Here is an 18,402-nt window from a genome sequence, read left to right as displayed (position 1 = left end):
CGGGCGGAGATGCGCTGTGGGTCACAGCGAGATGTTGACGGCCTTGGTCTGGGTGTAGAGCTCGATGGCCGACGATCCGAGTTCGCGTCCCCAGCCCGACTGCTTGTAGCCGCCGAACGGCATCGCGGTGTCGAAACCGTTGTACTGGTTCACCCACACCGATCCGGCCTTGATCTGCCGGGCAGTCCGATGCGCCTTGGACAGGTCGGTGGTCCAGATGCCCGCGGCGAGTCCGTAGATCGAATCGTTGGCCGCGGCCGCGACGCCGGTGTCGGCATCGAAGGGCATCGCGGCGACGACGGGACCGAAGATCTCCTCCTGCACGATCGAGAAGCTCGGCTCGACGTCGACGAACACGGTCGGTTCGATGAAGAAACCCTCATCGCCCCAACGTTTTCCGCCGGTCAGTGCCCGTGCGCCGTCGGCGAGGCCCGCCGCGAGATACCCCGAGACGCGGTCGAACTGTTCCTGGCTGACCAGCGGTCCGAGTTCGGTCGTCGGATCGAGGCCGGGTCCGATCTTGGCCTGGGATGCGGCCTCGGCGACAGCCGCGGTGAAGTCGTCGAAGATGGGGCGTTCGACGAAAAGCCTTGTCCCGGCGACACAGCACTGGCCGTGGTTGAACATCCAGGCCGCCACCGACCCGGCCACCGCCTTCTCGAAGTCCGCGTCGGCGAACACGATGTTGGGGCTCTTGCCACCCAGCTCCAGCGACACCTTCTTGAGGTTGCCCTTCGCGGCGTCGACGATCTTCTTGCCGACCTCGGTCGAACCGGTGAACGCGATCTTGTCGACGTCGGAGTGTGCGGCGAGCGCCGCTCCGGCCTCGCCGTACCCGGTGACGATGTTGACCACACCCGGCGGGAAGCCGGCCTCGGTGAACACCTCGCCGAGGAGCAGGGCCGTCAGCGGGGTCTGCTCGGCAGGCTTGAGGATCACGGTGTTGCCGGCCGCCAGTGCGGGCGCCAGCTTGAACGCGGCCATCAGCAGCGGGAAGTTCCACGGCACGATCAGGCCGCACACCCCGACCGGTTCGCGCAGCGTGTACGCGTGGAACTCGCCGCCGGGCACGAACGGCATCGAGACGTCGACCGTCGACCCGGTGATCTTGGTGGCCAGCCCCGCGTTGTAGCGGAAGATGTCGGCGGACCAGTTGGTGTCGACCGCGGCGGCGATGGTGGCCGCCTTGCCGTTGTCGAGCGCCTCGAGTTGACCGAACTCCTCGGCGCGGTCGGTGAGGATGTCGCCGACCCGCCAGAGCAGGCGTTCGCGCTCGTTCGGCTTCATCCGGGTCCACGGGCCGTCGTCGAAAGCACGGCGTGCGGCGCGGACCGCCAGGTCGATGTCGGCCGCGTCGCCGTGCGCGACCGAGGTGATCGGGCGTGCGGTGGCGGGGTCGATGGTCTCGAAGGTGCGGCCCGAGGCCGACCACACCCATTCGCCGTCGATCAGCATGGGACGGTCGGCGGAGATGAAATCGCGGACACGCTGATGCAGGGCGGTGTGGTGGGCGGTGTCGGGTGCGACGGCGGTCATGTGGCCTCCTGGTCGGAACGGTGTCGACAGGGATGTGTCCTGGAGTGATCTGGGTCATATGCGACCTGACTTATTTCTCTCACCGTTCCGGGCCGCCGGCGTGTCCAGAAACTGAACACCTGGGCTGTACAGGGGCCGCGGCGGCCGGGCGCGCCCGCATGGCTACGGTGAGACGCCGACGAGTCAGTCAGATTCAGAGTTGGGATCCCCGGAGGAGCAGAGTGAACGTGCGCCCAGCGGGCAGGGCCGGCGCCGGCCTGCGCGGCCTCGGCCCGGTGGCCGGGGGTCCCTCGGTCCGTGAGGCGATCCGGGCCGGGACGGGTGCCGGAGTCGCGCTCGGACTCGTCGGCCTGGTGCTCGCAGCGTCGGGGGTCGACCTGCGACTCGGGCTCTTCCTGATAGCGCCGTTCGGGGCGACCGCCGTGCTCGTCTTCGCCGCGCCGAACAGTCCGCTGGCACAACCGTGGCCCGCGACCGTCGGCAACGTGGTGTCGGCCGTCGTGGGGGTGGCGACGACCCCCACCATCCCGCTGCCGGCCCTCCGGGTGGCGCTGGCGGTGGGCCTGTCCGTGGGCCTGATGATCGGGTGCCACGCGGTGCATCCGCCCGCCGGCGCGGTGGCGATGACGGCCGCGCTCAGTCCGGAGACGATCCACTCGCTGGGATTCCGGTTCGTCCTCGCGCCGGTCCTCGCGGGCACACTCCTACTGGTCGTCCTCGCCGCCGGATACGCACGGCTGACCGGGCGGCGTTATCCGTATCGCCGGTTCGACGACGCGTCTCCGCCGGCGGCGCGGCTCGGTCTCGACGAAGACGAACTGACCGGTCTCCTCGATCGCTACGAGCAGTCGCTCAACCTCGGCGTCGCCGATCTCGCCCGCCTGATCGGGGCAGCAGAGCTCCAGGCCGCCGGGCATCGGGCGGGTCCGCTCGCCGCCTCGGATGTGATGTCCCGCGACCTGGTGACGGTGGGCTCCGAGACGCCGCTGCGGGACGTCGCGACCCTCTTCGACGAGTACGGCTTCACCTCGCTTCCGGTGATCTCGAGCGAGGGCACGTTCGCCGGGGTTGTCTTCCAGATCCATCTCGTGCGCCGGTTGATGCGTCCCGACGAGGTCGAGTTGCGCGCCGCGGACGTGATGTCGCCGGAGCCGGCCGTCGCGACCCCGGGCACGGCGGTCGGCGCCCTGCTGCCGCTGCTCGCCGAGAGCGGATGCGACGCGGTTCCGGTGCTGCGGGGCCGGACCCTGGTCGGCATCGTCACCCGGACCGACCTCATCGCGGCGCTCGCTCGGCGGACGCTGCGGGACCCGCTGCCGCCCAGCTCGGTGCCGGAGTAACCGGCCGGCTCAGATGTCCAGCGCGCGCATCCGCGAGTACAGCGTCGTGCGGCTGATGCCGAGATCCTTCGCGGCGTGCACCTTGTTGCCACGGGCCCGGTCGAGTGCCTCGACGATGGCCGTGCGCTCGGCCTGCTCCCGGCCGGACAGGTGCGCGGCCCGACTGGTCGTCCGATACGCGGGTGGCAGGTCGCTCGACTCGACGACACGCGCCGCGCGGGCTCGGCACGCCGCCGCGGCCTGCCGGAGTACGGAGTTGAGCTCGGTGAGGTTGCCGGGCCAGTCATCGCACAGCAGCGCGTCCGTCGCCGATCCGGACAGCGAGAGCTCCGGGTCGATGCCGGTCAGCGCGCTGCTCGCGATCGCCGCCAGCTCCGAGGTCCGATGACGCAGCGGCGCGAGGTCGACCCGCGTCGCACACCGCGCCAGGAGGGCGGCCACACCCGGGCTCGCCTGGTCTCGAGGCCCGCCGACGACGATCAGCGGCGACTCCCGCCAACTCGACACCGCCACGCGGCCGAGCAGCGCGACCGACTGTGCGTCGAGCAGGTCGACGCCGTCGATGACCAGCGGAGTGTTCATCGATCGGGCACGTCCGACATACGCGGGGATGTCGGGGCGCCGTCCGCTGATGAGTTCGTCGGCCACATCGACGATCACCGCCGGCCGATCGGCCTCCGCGGCGAGCGTGGCCGCGTGGGTGCTGCGTCCGGTGCCCGGTTCACCGGTGATCGCGACGCTCGTGCGGGACGGGGCGGTCGGCGGTGCGGACCGCGTCGTGGGCGGCTCGGTGACCGGCCGGAACCGGAACAACGCTGCGCCGCAGGCGCCCGGCACGGGTTCGACCGCGATCTCCACCTCGGCGCCGGACACCAGCGTCAGCGGTAGCACCGTCGCCCGCAGTGCGGGATCGGTCGCGACGATCCGCAGGGCGCCGATGTCGGTGGGTGAGAGTAGTTCGGCGGCAAGGGCATTCGTGAGCTGGAGGTCGTCGCCGATGGCGGCGACGGCCAGGTCGCGCCGTGGCGCGGCACGCTGGAACGCGTCGAGGACGCACCGTTGATGGGCGCGCGAGCGGTCGAGCAGACGGTCGGCGATGTCGGCGACGATCCCGTTCACCACGGGGATCGCCAGCGGGTTGATGCGGTCGGCGATCTCGGACATGCAGATGATCCCGGCGAGCCTGCGGGTGGCCGGATGGATGATCGGCTGCCCGAAACAACTGATCGACTTGAACTGCTCGAGGTAGTGCTCGGCTCCGTTGACGACGATCCCGCCCCGGGTCTCCGCCGGGGTACCGAGGGCCGTGGTCCCGACGACGTCCTCGCCGAACGGCACACCCGGCGACGCGCCGATCGCGTCGAGTCTGCGCTCCACCGTCGTGCCGAACGCCACCCGGGTCACCATCCGGCACTCGTGGTCGACGAGCAGCAGCGAGACGTCGGTGCCGGCGAGTCGGGCGGCGGCATCGTCGAGTACCGGGCGCGCGGCGTCGAGCAGCGGATCGGCGGCGGCGATGTCCTGGACCTGCGTCGGGGTCCGGTCCCCGGGTCGGACCCCGGACAGCGCCGAGCGGCGCCACGAGTGCTCGATGACGGCTCGTCGGGGCGCGGAATCGGAGGTGCGGTGCAGCGTGTCGATGCCACCAACGTGACATACATCACCGTGGAAGGAAAGGTCGGGTCCCTGCTCCGCGGTCTCGGGGGCCTGGTCCGGGCGTACTACCGTGGTCGCATGCGCGTGGCGACCTGGAATGTGAACTCGGTGAAGCAGCGGATCCCGCGCCTGCTGCCGTGGCTGGACGAACGTCGACCCGACGTGGTGTGCCTGCAGGAGACCAAAATCTCCGACGCGGCCTTCCACGAGTCGCTGGGCACCGAGCTCGCCGAACGCGGATACGAGATCGCGCACGCCGGACAGGGGCAGTGGAACGGGGTGGCGCTGCTGTCGCGGGTCGGACTCGACGACGTCCGCATCGGGTTCGACGGCATGCCCGGATACCCCGACCCGTCGACCCTCGAGGCGCGGGCGGTGTCGGCGGTGTGCGGGGGACTGCGCATCCACTCGCTGTACGTGCCCAACGGCCGCTCGCCGGACTCGGACCACTACGGCTACAAACTCGAATGGCTGGCGGCGCTGGCCCGCGCGGTCGACGACCCCGCCACGACGCTCCTGTGCGGCGACATGAACATCGCGCCCGCCGACGCCGACGTGTTCGATCCCGGCGCGTACGTGGGACACACCCATGTGACGCCGCCCGAGCGCGCCGCGCTGGCGACCTTCGCATCGATGGGCCTGCGCGACGTGGTCCGGGACCGGTGGCCCGACGACCGCGTGTTCAGCTACTGGGATTACCGCGCCGGGATGTTCCACAAGGACCTCGGGATGCGCATCGACCTGATCCTGGCCGGCGAATCGGCCGCCGATCGGGTGGCGGCCGCCTGGATCGACCGGAAAGCGCGCAAGGGCAGCAAGCCCAGCGACCACGCGCCCGTCATCGTCGACCTCGACGAGGCCCCCGACGGAGACATCGGGCCGGTGGTCCCGCCGCCGTCGAACCCGGCGAAACCCGGTGCGGCGAAGGTGAAACTGCCGCAGACGCCGGAGTGACCCGCTCGGCGGCCGACCCTCGCCTCCGTCGTCCGGTCGCCGCGGTGGCGAGGACTTACGGACGACTGCTCGGCGCCGTGCTGTCCGTCGCGAAACGCTGCGGTGCCGGACGACTCGGCGGGGGTCCGGCGGCCACGGCCGGTGTCCTCGTCTCGGTTCACCTGCTGGCGGTGACCATGTGGTTCGGCCCGCTCGGGATCGTCGCGGCGCTCGGCGCGGGCCTGGTGTCGGCGGCCGTCGTCCGACGCCGCGTGCGGTACCGCGGGCTGACCGAGGTCGAACGCCGCACCGCCGAGGAGGTGTTCGGGACAGCTAGCTGGCTCGACGACGTCGTCCTCACCGATCTGGCCGGTCGCGGTCGGCGCGCGTTCACCCTGCCCGCGGTCGACGGACGCATCCTGTGCAACCTCGGAACGGCGTTCGACGCGCCCCTGGGCACCGGCACCGGGGCATATCCGGCGCCGGCGCAGCTGCTGATCCACGAGCTGGTCCACGCCTGGCAGATCACGGCCGCGACCTCGCCCGGGGAGTTCCTCGCCGACGCGCTGGCCGACCAGGCCCGGTACGAACTGGGCGAGGACGTCTACGGCATGCACGACGCCGACGCCACCCACCGCGCGCTGCGCCGGGGCGACGTGGAACGGCATGCGACCGTCGTCGACCGGTGGTTCGCCGGCCAGTCCTCCCCCACGCGGCGTCCGCGCGATCCGAACAGCCCGTACCTGCACGAGATCGAGCAGCTCAGGAGTCCCCGCCGACGCCGATGACCGTGCCACCCGCCCGGCCGTTCTCCGCCCTCGACGCCTGCGGTTTCGAGGTGTATGAAGTGAGAGGGGTGCGCCGTGCACGAGCGTCACCCGAAGCCGATCGCACACAACCCGTTCACCTGCTGGTTGCGCGCAGGATCCGTTTTTTGACCTGTGTAAACCCGATCGGTAGAGTGGATCGTCGGTGCCCGGCCCATGCTGGGCCAGTCCGCATGCCTGCCCAACGGCTCTCGAGCCGCCGAGTTTCTCGGGGTACGGCCGGCAGAGGGACTGACAGGCGAATCCGCTGTCGAGTGTATGACACGCCCGACCTCGGGGTAGCGAAAATGTACTGACCAGCACATACGTGCTGGTGGGGCGAGTTGTGGAAGCCACGAAAACAGGCTGCGAGCCGGTTTTCGTGCTTGCCCGGAGCACCAACCACAACCGATGACAAAGAGGAACGAACACCTAGTGCCAACCATCAATCAGCTGGTCCGCAAGGGCCGTCATGACAAGGCCGCCAAGACCAAGACCGCGGCCCTCAAGGGAAGCCCGCAGCGTCGTGGCGTGTGCACCCGCGTCTACACCACCACCCCCAAGAAGCCGAACTCGGCGCTGCGCAAGGTCGCCCGTGTGCGCCTGACCAGCTCGGTCGAGGTCACCGCGTACATCCCCGGCGAAGGCCACAACCTGCAGGAGCACTCGATGGTGCTCGTCCGCGGCGGTCGTGTGAAGGACCTCCCGGGTGTGCGCTACAAGATCATCCGCGGCTCGCTCGACACCCAGGGTGTCAAGGACCGCAAGCAGGCTCGCAGCCGCTACGGCGCAAAGAAGGGGAACTGATAAGTCATGCCACGTAAAGGACCCGCGCCGAAGCGCCCCCTCATCAACGACCCCGTCTACGGTTCGCCGCTGGTGACCCAGCTGGTCAACAAGATCCTGCTGGACGGCAAGAAGTCGACCGCCGAGCGCATCGTCTACGGCGCGCTCGAGCAGGCTCGCGACAAGACCGGCACCGATCCGGTCGTCACCCTCAAGCGCGCCCTCGACAACGTGAAGCCCACCCTCGAGGTGAAGAGCCGCCGCGTCGGTGGTGCCACCTACCAGGTGCCGATCGAGGTCAAGCCGAACCGCGCCAACACCCTCGCGCTCCGCTGGCTCGTCAGCTTCAGCCGTCAGCGTCGTGAGAAGACCATGGTCGAGCGTCTCGCCAACGAGCTGCTGGACGCGTCCAACGGTCTCGGTGCTTCGGTGAAGCGCCGCGAGGACACCCACAAGATGGCCGAGGCCAACCGGGCGTTCGCGCACTACCGCTGGTGACACCCGCCGTCCGCGGCGTCGGAGAACACCGACGCCGCGGACGGTCCCACCCCCAGACCCAACAGCTCTAGCGAAAATGCGAGGCGATTAAGTGGCACAGGAAGTGCTCAGCGACCTGAACAAGGTGCGCAACATCGGCATCATGGCCCACATCGATGCCGGCAAGACCACCGCCACCGAGCGAATCCTCTTCTACACCGGTGTGAACTACAAGATCGGTGAAACCCACGACGGTGCCTCGACCACCGACTGGATGGAGCAGGAGAAGGAGCGGGGGATCACCATCACCTCCGCGGCGGTGACGTGTTTCTGGAACAAGAACCAGATCAACATCATCGACACCCCCGGCCACGTCGACTTCACCGTCGAGGTGGAGCGCAGCCTCCGCGTGCTCGACGGCGCGGTCGCCGTGTTCGACGGCAAGGAAGGCGTCGAACCGCAGTCCGAGCAGGTCTGGCGTCAGGCGGAGAAGTACGACGTCCCGCGCATCTGCTTCGTCAACAAGATGGACAAGCTCGGTGCGGACTTCTTCTTCACCGTGCGCACCATCGAGGAGCGCCTCGGCGCCAAGCCGCTGGTCCTCCAGCTGCCGATCGGTGCCGAGGACAACTTCGACGGTGTCGTCGACCTCATCGAGCAGAAGGCCATCACCTGGCGCGGAACCGTCGAGATCGGCGCCGAGCCGACCATCGAGGAGATCCCCGCGGACCTGGCCGACCAGGCCGCGGAGTACCGCGAGAAGCTCCTCGAGACGGTCGCCGAGACCGACGAGGCGCTGCTCGAGAAGTACTTCGGCGGCGAAGAGCTGACCGTCGCGGAGATCAAGGCCGCGATCCGCAAGCTCACGATCGCCCGCGAGTACTACCCGGTGATCTGTGGTTCGGCGTTCAAGAACAAGGGCGTCCAGCCCATGCTCGACGCGATCATCGACTACCTGCCGTCCCCGCTGGACGTGCCGTCGGTCGAGGGTCACGCCGTGGGCGACGAGGAGGAGATCCTCTCGCGCAAGCCGTCCGCGGACGAGCCGTTCTCGGCTCTCGCGTTCAAGATCGCGGCTCACCCGTTCTTCGGCAAGCTCACCTTCGTGCGTGTCTACTCGGGCCACATCACGGCGGGCACCCAGGTGCTCAACGCGACCAAGGGCAAGAAAGAGCGCATCGGCAAGCTCTTCCAGATGCACGCCAACAAGGAGATGCCGGTCGAGGACGCCACCGCGGGTCACATCTACGCGATGATCGGACTCAAGGACACCACCACCGGTGACACCCTGTGCGATTCGGCCGCGCCGATCGTGCTCGAGTCCATGAGCTTCCCGGACCCGGTCATCAACGTCTCGATCGAGCCGAAGACCAAGTCCGACCAGGAGAAGCTGGGCACCGCGATCCAGAAGCTCGCCGAAGAGGACCCCACCTTCTCGGTGAAGCTCGACGAGGAGACCGGCCAGACCGTCATCGGCGGTATGGGCGAGCTCCACCTCGACATCCTGGTCGACCGCATGAAGCGCGAGTTCAAGGTCGAGGCCAACGTCGGCAAGCCGCAGGTCGCCTACCGCGAGACCATCCGCAAGACGGTCGAGAAGCATGAGTTCACCCACAAGAAGCAGACCGGTGGGTCGGGCCAGTTCGCGAAGGTCATCATCAAGCTCGAGCCCCTCGTGGACGCCGAGGACGGTGCGACCTACGAGTTCGCCAACGCCGTCACCGGTGGTCGCGTCCCGCGCGAGTACATCCCGTCGGTGGACGCCGGAGCCCAGGACGCCATGCAGTACGGTGTCCTCGCCGGTTACCCGCTGGTCAACCTGAAGGTCACCCTGCTCGACGGTCAGTACCACGACGTCGACTCCTCGGAGATGGCGTTCAAGATCGCCGGCTCGCAGGCCCTGAAGGAAGCTGCGCGGATGGCCAGTCCGGTCATCCTCGAGCCCATCATGGCCGTCGAGGTCACGACACCCGAGGACTACATGGGTGACGTGATCGGCGACCTGAACTCCCGCCGTGGCCAGATCCAGGCCATGGAGGAGCGCAGTGGTGCGCGTGTCGTCAAGGCACAGGTGCCGCTGTCGGAGATGTTCGGCTACATCGGAGACCTCCGGTCGAAGACCCAGGGCCGGGCAAACTACTCCATGGTGTTCGATTCGTACGCGGAGGTTCCCGCGAACGTGTCGAAGGAAATCATCGCGAAGGCCACCGGCGAGTAAATCCGGTCCTAGCGACATGCGCCGACCCGTTCTGCGCACCAACGTAAGAAGAAAACCCCTGCTGGGATCCGCCCAGTAGAGCAACAACAGTCCAGGAGGACAATCAAGTGGCGAAGGCGAAGTTCGAGCGGACCAAGCCGCACGTGAACATCGGCACCATCGGTCACGTCGACCACGGCAAGACCACGCTGACCGCGGCCATCACCAAGGTGCTGCACGACAAGTACCCGGACCTCAACAAGAGCTTCGCGTTCGATCAGATCGACAAGGCTCCCGAGGAAAAAGCTCGCGGTATCACGATCAACATCTCGCACGTCGAGTACGAGACCGAGAAGCGTCACTACGCCCACGTCGACGCCCCCGGTCACGCCGACTACATCAAGAACATGATCACCGGTGCTGCCCAGATGGACGGCGCGATCCTCGTGGTCGCCGCCACCGACGGCCCGATGCCGCAGACCCGCGAGCACGTGCTGCTGGCCCGCCAGGTCGGTGTGCCCTACATCCTGGTCGCCCTGAACAAGGCCGACATGGTCGACGACGAGGAGATCATCGAGCTCGTCGAGATGGAGGTCCGCGAACTGCTGGCCGCCCAGGAGTTCGACGAGGAAGCCCCGGTCGTCAAGGTCTCGGCTCTCAAGGCCCTCGAGGGTGACCCCGAGTGGACCAAGTCGGTCGAAGAGCTCATGGCTGCCGTCGACGAGTCGATCCCGGACCCGGTCCGCGAGACCGAGAAGCCGTTCCTCATGCCCGTCGAGGACGTCTTCACCATCACCGGCCGTGGCACCGTTGTCACCGGTCGTGTGGAGCGCGGCGAGGTCAACGTGAACGAGGAAGTCGAGATCGTCGGCATCCGCGAGAAGAGCACCAAGACCACCGTCACCGGTATCGAGATGTTCCACAAGCTCCTCGATTCCGCACAGGCAGGCGACAACGCCGGTCTGCTGCTCCGCGGCCTCAAGCGTGAGGACGTCGAGCGCGGTCAGGTCATCGTGAAGCCGGGCACCACGACCCCGCACACCGAGTTCGAGGGCCAGGCGTACATCCTGTCCAAGGACGAGGGCGGCCGTCACACCCCGTTCTTCAACAACTACCGTCCGCAGTTCTACTTCCGCACTACGGACGTGACCGGCGTCGTGACCCTCCCCGAGGGCACCGAGATGGTCATGCCGGGCGACAACACCGAGATGAGCGTCAAGCTCATACAGCCGGTCGCCATGGACGAGGGCCTGCGTTTCGCCATCCGCGAGGGTGGCCGCACCGTCGGTGCGGGTCGAGTCACCAAGATCACCAAGTGATCTTGTCCTGACGCACTGACTCTCTGAGTCGACAAAGGCGCCCGGTCACGACAGTGGCCGGGCGCCTTTGTCGTCGGCCCATTCCGACGGGGGTCGGCTCCTACTTGTGGACCCAGGCGTAGATCTCGTCCATCGACCCGGTACCTGTGGCGGTTCCTCCGCCGAGAGTCGGTGTGCTGGCGAGTACGAAATAGGTATTGGGCTGGCCGGCGTCGACGACTGCGATCGAGTACTTTCCGATGTCCTGCGAGGCCGTCATCTGACCGTGCAGGACCTTGAACAGGTCGGGGAGTCCACCGGTGTACTTCACGACATGGAAGTGTCGCTTCGAATTAGGGGTCTTCGCGGGATCGACGTTCAGGATGACGTCGGTCTTCGTCCATGCGTACAGGTTCGTCTCGGGCTGCGGGATGGCTCTTAGATCGCGCAGTGTGCCGGGGTACACCTGGGCCATGTGGAGATGGAGTTGGTCCTGGCCCCGCTTTTCGACCGAGTTCACCCCGATGGCAAGGGGTTTGGCCGGATCCTTGGCGACGCGCTTGCCGCCCTGCCACCACGCGGCGCTCCACAGATTCAACTGCGAGCCGTCCCACAGGTAGGGGCATTCGATGCCGCGTACGCGGTTGGTGGGCACGACCAGGAAGTCGTCGTTGACCCCTTTGCTGTCGCCGCCGTGGCGAACCGCGTAGTACTTCGGCTTCTTCGGATTCGGTTGTACCTGTGCCGCGGGTTGGACGACTTCGAGGTTGCTGCCGAGTTTCTTGGGTGTCGTGTTCTTCACCTGCCCCCATAGCCAGAGTCGGTTGTCGGTTTTCGGATTGTCGCCGGCTTGGCCGCAGAGTTTCTGAGTGGGCGTCGGTGGTGCGGCCGAGGCGACCCCGCCTCCACTCAGGGCCGTACTCGCGACGACGGCCGTGCTGACGGCCAAGGTCGTGAGGAGCCGGGTGAACCGATGCGAGTGGGTGTCGTGCATGGGGAACCTCTCGATTGTGAGCTCGGCGTGCTCATCTGAGCGCAGAGTGTGCCACCCGACTCGCCCGGGTTGGGCGAGAACGTGCAGATCAGGCACGTTCTGCTCGAGCGAAGTGCCGCGAAACACGCGTTTCCGGCGCGGATTCCGAATGATGTGTGAACGTGTCGTTCCATGGCGGGACGCGATGGACTTCAGGCTTCCCCGGAGGAGGTCCGCGAATTAGAGTTCGCGCATGACCATGTTCGGAGAGTCGGGGACCGGACCTCGTGTTCCTGCCCACGTGTGGAGTGCCGTGGGCACTTTCGCCTTTGTCATGCTGTGCGGGATCGTCGGGCCGATCTTCCTCGTCGCCTACTTCGTGATCGATGCGCCCGACACCGAGTGGATGCTGTGGACCGGGATCGGCGTCACCGTTCTCGATGTCCTTCTCGGCGTGGGAATCGCGTGGTTCAACTACCGCGGCGGCGCCAAGCTCGAACGGCTGCGTGCCGCGGGGGTATTCGGCATCGCCGAGATCACCTCCATCGGTCAGACGGGTGTCGAGATCAACGACCAGCCGATGATGAAGCTGGGGTTGCGGATCCGGGCAGACGGGCTGGTGCCCTTCGAGGTGTCGACCCGGAAGGTCGTCCCGTACTACCAGCAGCCGTTGCTGTCTGCCCGGCGGCTGGCGGTGATGGTCGACCCCGACACCCAGGACTTCGAGATCGATTGGCAGGCAACGGCCTTGCTCGCCGGGACGGTGCCCGCCAGGTTCACCTCGGAAGAAGACGGTCGTACCTACGATCTCACCGGTCAGGCGGAGCCGCTGAGCGAGATCCTGCAGATCCTCGGGCGACACGGGGTGGCGGGGAGCGGCGTCATCGATCTGCGTTCGAATCCCGCGGCGCGCGCGGAGGTCATGGACGTCGTCCGTGGCTGGGCCGGCGTCCGGACGGACTCGGCGACGCCGTCCCGGACGGACTCGCCGTTCTTCGCCAAGCCCGGCGCCGGGGTGGGCGGGGTGGCCGACGCCGGTCGATCGCCGGCGGAGCGGCTTGCCTCGCTCGACGAACTGCGCCGTGCCGGAACGATCACCGAGGAGGAGTACGCGCGGGCGCGACAGCGCATCGTCGACGATCTCTGATGGTCAGCACACCTTCTGCGGCGTGGTGAACCGGTTGTCACATCAGCAACTTTGATCACTATAGCCACTGTGGTCACCGCCCGGTATCGATGTCGATGCCCTCTGGTCACAGCTGTGGCATCGCGAATCGCCGTCGAATTACTGTTCGTCAGTGCAGTTCTCACTACGGCCTCGCCGTCTCGCCCGTCGACGACGAGCCCTGGCTCTCTCCTTGACGCTTCTTGCCGTGGTCGGTGTGATCACCTTCGGATCGGGCAATGCATCCGCCTCTGCGACGTTCAGCAGGTTCCACGTGACCGGCTGCGGCATGCCGACCACCCCGGTGGACACCTGGACCCGCTGGGGCAACTACAAGACCGTGATCGCGCTCGACGGTCTCCGTGCGACCGGCGACATCAGCGGGTGGCGACGAGACACCCGTATCCAGCGCATCGCCGACGCCGGCGTCAACGTGGTCCAGCCCGTCGGAGGGCTCGCGAGCTTCTACACCGACTGGGAAGCGGCCAGTCCGGCCAACAAGATCGGTTATCGGTATCGATGGACGTGCCGGCTGAACACGATCGTGCGCGAACTCGACGCACGCGGTCTCGCCGTCGGCGCGGCAGGCAAATACGCGATGATGGGTATCTCCATGGGCGGCAACGCCGCGATGGTCTACGGGGCGTATCACCGCAAGCGCATATCGCACGTGTTCTCGATGTCCGGGTACCTGAACCTGTCCGCACCCACCATGCGGGAGGCCGTGCGACTCGCGTTGATCGACGCCGGGATCGGCGCGGGCGTCGGCCCGTTCAGTGCCGACGCCATGTGGGGGCCGCCGTGGAGTGACCGGTGGGCCCGTAACGACGCCCTCGTCCAACTGCCCCGGATGCGCGGCATGAAGATCCGCATCGGCTCGGGATCGGCGACGTGGGGTCCGCACAACGCCGACGCCGTCGCCTCGGTCAAGGGCACCCCGCTGGAGGTCGTGTCGCTGGCGCAGACCCGGTCGTTCGAGGTCGCCGCCGCGCTGCAGGGCATCCCGGTCACGACGGACTTCCCGTCGGTGGGGACCCATACCTGGGGGTACTGGGAGGACATGGTGTGGCGTGCCACGAACAGCGGCTGGTTCCGCGACCGATGAGAACCGGTCCGTCCGGGACCCACGCGCTGGTGTGGACTGTGACGGCGGACGCACCGCCGACGCTCGTAAGCTGACGGTCATGCGTGTTCTGCGTCGAAGCGGCGCCCCCGACCTGGCGGTCCGGGTCGCGGGCGAAGCCGACCGTGGCGTGCCCGTCGTCCTCGTGCACGGCATGGCGTCGGATCATTCGACCTGGCGTCGCCTCGCGGCGGCTCTCCGCGCCCGCGGACGCGCGGTGATCAGCGTCGACCTTCGCGGACACGGACGCAGCGGACGGGCCCGAGATGTCTATCGGCTCGACGACTTCCGCGACGATCTGGCCTACGTCCTCGACACCCTCGGCATCGCGGTCGCCGACGTGGTCGGCCACTCTCTCGGGGCCCACACCGCGCTACGTTTCGCCATGCTCGAGCCGTCCCGGATCCGGCGCCTGGTCCTCGAGGAGGTGCCGCCGATGCCCCGTGACGAGGCCGACCTGTCCGAGGGCATCGCGATGCGCGCCACGCTGGGTGAGCAGGTTCGTGGACTGATCGCGTTGGCGCGCAATCCCTTTCCGGTCATCCGATTCGATGGGCGGATGGGCGACCAGATCGTCGCCGAGTTCGATGTCTGTGCACCGCACTGGTGGTCGGAACTGCCGGATGTGCAGGCCGCCGCCCTGGTCATCTCCGGTGGCGAGAAGAGTTTCCTGCCCCCGCGCCACCTGCAGACCCTCAGCGAGGCCCTGCCGGACTCGCGGTTCGTCACCATCGAGGCGGGTCACAGCGTCCACCGTGACCGCGCCGCGGAGTTCGTCGCACACGTCGACGGATTTCTCGGGCACTGACCCTTCGAGACGCTCGCACGCTCGCTCCTCAGTATCTGCGGCCTGGCGGCCGTCGTGGACTACGAAAGAACACTCGTGAGCGTCCGAATTTCTTGCTCCCTGAGGTGCGAGCGAAGCGAGCCACGAAGGGTCTCGCAAGGCTTCTCACCAGGCCCTTCGTGGCTCGTCGCTATCGCTCCTCGCACCTCCGGGACCAGGGGGGTGTGATTCTTTCGGATTAGGGAGCGGGTGAGGTGAGGCGCCGGTGCGTTATCGCGCGGGCTTGTTGTGCAGCGGCCTCGGGTCGATCCCGACCTTGCGCCAGGCGTCGTAGGCCCACGGGACGTAGAGGTACTTGAGCGGCAACTTGTTGATCAGTGGATTGGCGGCCCGCATGAGGGCGGCGAAACGCTGGAAGTTCTTCTCGCGTCGCTCGTTCCACTCCAGATCGCAGACCGCGCGCATCTGTGGGGGCAGCGTCCCGACGACGACCGTTCGGATGAAGGCGTTCAACGGAAGCGACACGATCTTCCACACGGGTGCGGGAATCTTCTTGGGCCGCGGGAGCCCCTGCCGGATGTAACCGGTGGCATAGACGATCGTCTTGTGCGGCACGAAGCGGTCGAGCATGTCGTCCCAGTACTGGACGAACTCCTCGTACGTCTGCGGTTGCCCCCGGTCGCTGACCCCGTAGAGCTGGTACCAGGTCTTGCTCTCCTCGAAGATCTGGACCTTCTCGGCGTAGGACAGGCGCCGGATGAAGGTGTCGGTGATGTAGAGGACCTGGTCGACGAAGGTCGCGTGCGCCCAGTAGAACAGTTCCGGATTGAGTGCGTGGTAGCGCGATCCGTCGCTGATGGTGCCCTTGATGTCCTTGTGGAAGTCGCGCACCGTGCGTCCCCACTTCTCCGGCTCGGTGCTGTAGACGGTCCGCATGACCGGCGGCCCGGTGCGCTTGGCCCGACCGAGGAAGTCGCTGAAGATGACCGAATGGTCGAGCACGGCCTGGCCGAGCTGCTCGATGCAGTTCTCCGTGCCGGCCAGACGCTGGAAGCCGAGCAGGCCTCGGTTGTCGCCGTAGAACTTCCACACGAGCGAGTCGGCACCGAGGCGCGGCGAGGCGATCTCGCCCGCGGTGTCCGGAGTGTCGTCGACGATCATCGGTTCCGCCTCGCGGATGCCGGCGTCGAATCCCTGGTTGACTGACATGGCGGCGAGAATATCGCACTTGGAACAAACTTGGAAGGTTGTTTCAACGACGCGGGTGATCCGCATGCGGAGAGGGAGGTCCGATGACGCGCGGCCGACAACGGGAGACACGACGGCAGGACTGGGCGCTTCCCGACGTCGAGGACGTCCTCGCCTCCGCGGTCGCAGTACGGCTGCCGATGCGCACGAGGTTCCGCGGCCTGACCGCCCGGGAGACGATGATCTTCGCCGGGCCGGCGGGATGGGGTGAGTTCGGGCCGTTCGTCGAATACGACGACAAGGAGGCGTCGTCGTGGTTGCGGGCCGGCCTCGAGGCCGCCTGGGTCGGGCCCCCCGGCGCCGTTCGCGAGACCGTCCCGGTCAATGCGACCGTGCCCGCGATCCCCGCCGACGAGGTCGCCACCCTGCTGGAGCGTTACCCCGGCGCGGGGACCGCGAAGGTCAAGGTCGCCGAACCCGGTCAGACGCTCGACGACGACGTCGCGCGGGTCGCGGCGACGCGAGCGGTCATCGACCGGGTCCGCGTCGATGCGAACGGGGGCTGGACCGTCGACGAGGCCGTCGCCGCGTTGCGTGCCATCGGAGACGTCGAGTACGCGGAACAGCCTTGTCGCACAGTCGAGGAACTGGCTGCGGTGCGTCGATCGGTGTCGGTGCCGATCGCCGCCGACGAATCGATCAGAAAAGCCGAGGACCCGTATCGAGTGGTGGCCGCCGACGCCGCGGACGTCGCCGTGGTCAAGGTGGCTCCGCTCGGCGGGATGCGGGCGACCCTCGACCTCGCCGACGACCTCGGACTCGAGATCGTGGTCTCGAGCGCCCTTGACAGCGCGGTCGGGATGGCCGCGGGCGTCGCCGCCGCTGCTGCCCTGCCGCGCCTGGAACTCGCGTGCGGACTGGGAACCGGATCGCTGCTCACCGCGGATGTCGCGGCGTCGTTCCAGATGGTCGACGGCACGGTCGGAGTTCGATGGTTCGGCCCCGGCGCCTCCGTGGCGACGGCCGGGCTCGCGGTCGGGCCGGATCGGCAGCACTGGTGGCGGGAGCGTGTGCGGCGGTGCCATCGGCTGCTCGCGGCGCGCTGGAACGCCGACGCCCACGCCGCTCGATAGGAACGCTTTTTCCGATCTGTCTCATCATGGTCTAGGATGCGATGTGGGTCACAGTGTGGCCGACGCTTCACGGACAACTCGAGCGGGAGAGGGATGAGCATGGCTTCGGATCTGGCGGCTGCGCCGACGGGGATGGGTCTGCCCGGTACCTCCTGCTCGGACCAAGTCGTGGCGATGGCCGCGGGCGGCGCTCTCGGCGACCGCGTGCACGCAGGCCCCGGGTTGTATTTTGACCAGATGGAGATCACGACGATCACGCAGCGCAGGCTGGGCGGCAACCAGTGGCCGGTACCCGCGGAGGACGAGCTCCCTGTCACGGTGTGGCGGCGATGACCGTGGCAGACACCGGAACGAAGACCGACAGCAGGGCCAGGACGTCGACACGGAAGGTCCGCAACACCGCCAGCCCGGCCGACCAGGAAGCGGCGATCCTCGCCGCTGCCGGGGCCGAGTTCGCCGAGGTCGGCGTCCGCCGCGCCAACATCGACGAGGTCGCCGCCCGCGCCGGGGTGAGCCGCAGTACGTTGTACCGTCGCTTCCCCAACAAGGACGCGCTGCTCTACGCGGTGGCGAACGACGCCTACGAGACCGGCATGCAGAAGCTCGAGGCCTCGGTGAAGGGCCTCGGCCCGAAGGCCGCGCTGGTGGAGGCATTCGCCGTCGGCGCCGAATGGGTCAACTCCGACCCGTTGCTCAGCCGCATCGTCCTCACCGACTCCGAGATCAAGAGCGTCACCGCGAAGATGACGTCGTTGTTCATCGACATGGTCACCGACCGGGTTGCTGCCACACTCCGCGACGAGGGCGCGCAGATGCCCGTCGAAGATCTGCTGGAAGCAGTGGAGATCCATGTGCGGCTGGTGATCTCGCTCCTGGAGACGCCGCCCTCGGACCCCGCCCGTAACGAACCGCAGCGCGTTCGGGACTTCGCGTCGAAGTTCCTGGCGCCGATGATCTGGTGAACCCCGGCCGGGGATGAACGGGCCCGGTCCGTCGCACCCCGC

At 67.7% G+C, this 18,402-nt stretch carries 17 protein-coding genes; 13 read left to right on the top strand and 4 right to left on the bottom strand.

Annotated elements, in window-relative coordinates:
• Positions 1 to 21: 21 nt before the first annotated feature.
• A complete protein-coding gene (locus KTR9_RS20115) occupies positions 22 to 1,536 on the bottom strand; it encodes an aldehyde dehydrogenase family protein (RefSeq protein ID WP_014927893.1) in 1,515 nt (504 codons plus the stop codon).
• A gap of 221 nt (positions 1,537 to 1,757) precedes the next feature.
• On the opposite strand from KTR9_RS20115, the gene KTR9_RS20110 reads away from it, so the two are divergent.
• Positions 1,758 to 2,876, top strand: coding sequence for an HPP family protein (locus KTR9_RS20110; RefSeq protein WP_014927892.1), 1,119 nt, complete (start codon positions 1,758 to 1,760; stop codon positions 2,874 to 2,876).
• Between the two features lie 9 nt (positions 2,877 to 2,885).
• Here the strand turns inward: KTR9_RS20110 and KTR9_RS20105 are convergent, their stop codons facing one another.
• Positions 2,886 to 4,283 (bottom strand): helix-turn-helix domain-containing protein, encoded by a 1,398-nt coding sequence (locus KTR9_RS20105; RefSeq protein ID WP_238553952.1) that lies wholly within the window; start codon positions 4,281 to 4,283, stop codon positions 2,886 to 2,888.
• A 327-nt stretch (positions 4,284 to 4,610) separates the two neighbouring features.
• On the opposite strand from KTR9_RS20105, the gene KTR9_RS20100 reads away from it, so the two are divergent.
• From KTR9_RS20100 to tuf, 6 genes are all read left to right on the top strand, one after another.
• The gene (locus KTR9_RS20100; protein ID WP_044508145.1) at positions 4,611 to 5,486 is read left to right on the top strand and encodes an exodeoxyribonuclease III; all 876 of its coding nucleotides are present in this window, start codon (positions 4,611 to 4,613) and stop codon (positions 5,484 to 5,486) included.
• Between the two features lie 44 nt (positions 5,487 to 5,530).
• A complete protein-coding gene (locus KTR9_RS20095) occupies positions 5,531 to 6,253 on the top strand; it encodes a hypothetical protein (RefSeq protein ID WP_238553950.1) in 723 nt (240 codons plus the stop codon).
• 453 nt (positions 6,254 to 6,706) lie between these two features.
• Positions 6,707 to 7,078: a 30S ribosomal protein S12 gene (rpsL, locus tag KTR9_RS20090; RefSeq protein ID WP_004020596.1), complete on the top strand. Its 372-nt coding sequence runs from the start codon at positions 6,707 to 6,709 to the stop codon at positions 7,076 to 7,078.
• A 6-nt stretch (positions 7,079 to 7,084) separates the two neighbouring features.
• On the top strand, positions 7,085 to 7,555 hold the full coding sequence (gene rpsG, locus KTR9_RS20085; protein ID WP_004020595.1) for a 30S ribosomal protein S7: 471 nt from the start codon (positions 7,085 to 7,087) through the stop codon (positions 7,553 to 7,555).
• Between the two features lie 91 nt (positions 7,556 to 7,646).
• Entirely contained in the window at positions 7,647 to 9,752 is a 2,106-nt protein-coding gene (fusA, locus tag KTR9_RS20080; protein WP_010840507.1) for an elongation factor G, read from the top strand.
• Positions 9,753 to 9,859: 107 nt separating this feature from the next.
• On the top strand, positions 9,860 to 11,050 hold the full coding sequence (tuf, locus tag KTR9_RS20075) for an elongation factor Tu (RefSeq protein ID WP_010840506.1): 1,191 nt from the start codon (positions 9,860 to 9,862) through the stop codon (positions 11,048 to 11,050).
• A gap of 100 nt (positions 11,051 to 11,150) precedes the next feature.
• Here the strand turns inward: tuf and KTR9_RS20070 are convergent, their stop codons facing one another.
• Positions 11,151 to 12,023 carry a CDP-diacylglycerol diphosphatase gene (locus KTR9_RS20070; RefSeq protein WP_014927887.1) on the bottom strand — a complete coding sequence of 291 codons (873 nt, stop codon included), beginning with the start codon at positions 12,021 to 12,023 and terminating at the stop codon, positions 11,151 to 11,153.
• A gap of 232 nt (positions 12,024 to 12,255) precedes the next feature.
• On the opposite strand from KTR9_RS20070, the gene KTR9_RS20065 reads away from it, so the two are divergent.
• The 3 genes from KTR9_RS20065 (at position 12,256) to KTR9_RS20055 (ending at position 15,098) form a co-directional block, all read left to right on the top strand.
• Positions 12,256 to 13,149 (top strand): SHOCT domain-containing protein, encoded by an 894-nt coding sequence (locus KTR9_RS20065; protein WP_238553949.1) that lies wholly within the window; start codon positions 12,256 to 12,258, stop codon positions 13,147 to 13,149.
• A gap of 211 nt (positions 13,150 to 13,360) precedes the next feature.
• Positions 13,361 to 14,272 (top strand): alpha/beta hydrolase, encoded by a 912-nt coding sequence (locus tag KTR9_RS20060; protein ID WP_014927885.1) that lies wholly within the window; start codon positions 13,361 to 13,363, stop codon positions 14,270 to 14,272.
• A 79-nt stretch (positions 14,273 to 14,351) separates the two neighbouring features.
• Complete coding sequence (locus tag KTR9_RS20055) at positions 14,352 to 15,098, top strand: alpha/beta fold hydrolase (RefSeq protein ID WP_014927884.1); 747 nt, start codon at positions 14,352 to 14,354, stop codon at positions 15,096 to 15,098.
• A 249-nt stretch (positions 15,099 to 15,347) separates the two neighbouring features.
• On the opposite strand, the gene KTR9_RS20050 is transcribed toward KTR9_RS20055, so the two are convergent.
• On the bottom strand, positions 15,348 to 16,286 hold the full coding sequence (locus tag KTR9_RS20050) for an oxygenase MpaB family protein (protein ID WP_044507154.1): 939 nt from the start codon (positions 16,284 to 16,286) through the stop codon (positions 15,348 to 15,350).
• A gap of 83 nt (positions 16,287 to 16,369) precedes the next feature.
• On the opposite strand from KTR9_RS20050, the gene KTR9_RS20045 reads away from it, so the two are divergent.
• The 3 genes from KTR9_RS20045 to KTR9_RS20035 all read left to right on the top strand — a co-directional run bounded on the left by KTR9_RS20045 (position 16,370) and on the right by KTR9_RS20035 (position 18,360).
• Positions 16,370 to 17,398 (top strand): o-succinylbenzoate synthase, encoded by a 1,029-nt coding sequence (locus tag KTR9_RS20045; protein ID WP_014927882.1) that lies wholly within the window; start codon positions 16,370 to 16,372, stop codon positions 17,396 to 17,398.
• A 99-nt stretch (positions 17,399 to 17,497) separates the two neighbouring features.
• Positions 17,498 to 17,731 (top strand): hypothetical protein, encoded by a 234-nt coding sequence (locus KTR9_RS20040; RefSeq protein ID WP_148281219.1) that lies wholly within the window; start codon positions 17,498 to 17,500, stop codon positions 17,729 to 17,731.
• The gene (locus tag KTR9_RS20035; RefSeq protein ID WP_035716915.1) at positions 17,728 to 18,360 is read left to right on the top strand and encodes a TetR/AcrR family transcriptional regulator; all 633 of its coding nucleotides are present in this window, start codon (positions 17,728 to 17,730) and stop codon (positions 18,358 to 18,360) included. Before KTR9_RS20040 ends, KTR9_RS20035 begins: the two co-directional genes overlap by 4 nt.
• Positions 18,361 to 18,402: the final 42 nt, after the last annotated feature.

The organism is Gordonia sp. KTR9, from assembly GCF_000143885.2.
Taxonomy (GTDB): domain Bacteria; phylum Actinomycetota; class Actinomycetes; order Mycobacteriales; family Mycobacteriaceae; genus Gordonia.
The sequence above is the reverse complement of the archived record's forward strand: the minus strand, read 5'-3'. Positions and strand labels throughout refer to the sequence as shown.

What these genes read in the sequence shown, in the direction of transcription:
- KTR9_RS20115 (WP_014927893.1), bottom strand. Translation starts at nt 1,536, where the DNA reads ATGACCGCCGTCGCACCCGACACCGCCCACCACACCGCCCTGCATCAG.
- KTR9_RS20105 (WP_238553952.1), bottom strand. Translation starts at nt 4,283, where the DNA reads ATGGTGACCCGGGTGGCGTTCGGCACGACGGTGGAGCGCAGACTCGAC.
- KTR9_RS20100 (WP_044508145.1), top strand. Translation starts at nt 4,611, where the DNA reads ATGCGCGTGGCGACCTGGAATGTGAACTCGGTGAAGCAGCGGATCCCG.
- rpsG (WP_004020595.1), top strand. Translation starts at nt 7,085, where the DNA reads ATGCCACGTAAAGGACCCGCGCCGAAGCGCCCCCTCATCAACGACCCC.
- KTR9_RS20070 (WP_014927887.1), bottom strand. Translation starts at nt 12,023, where the DNA reads ATGCACGACACCCACTCGCATCGGTTCACCCGGCTCCTCACGACCTTG.
- KTR9_RS20065 (WP_238553949.1), top strand. Translation starts at nt 12,256, where the DNA reads ATGACCATGTTCGGAGAGTCGGGGACCGGACCTCGTGTTCCTGCCCAC.
- KTR9_RS20055 (WP_014927884.1), top strand. Translation starts at nt 14,352, where the DNA reads ATGCGTGTTCTGCGTCGAAGCGGCGCCCCCGACCTGGCGGTCCGGGTC.
- KTR9_RS20050 (WP_044507154.1), bottom strand. Translation starts at nt 16,286, where the DNA reads ATGTCAGTCAACCAGGGATTCGACGCCGGCATCCGCGAGGCGGAACCG.
- KTR9_RS20045 (WP_014927882.1), top strand. Translation starts at nt 16,370, where the DNA reads ATGACGCGCGGCCGACAACGGGAGACACGACGGCAGGACTGGGCGCTT.
- KTR9_RS20040 (WP_148281219.1), top strand. Translation starts at nt 17,498, where the DNA reads ATGGCTTCGGATCTGGCGGCTGCGCCGACGGGGATGGGTCTGCCCGGT.
- KTR9_RS20035 (WP_035716915.1), top strand. Translation starts at nt 17,728, where the DNA reads ATGACCGTGGCAGACACCGGAACGAAGACCGACAGCAGGGCCAGGACG.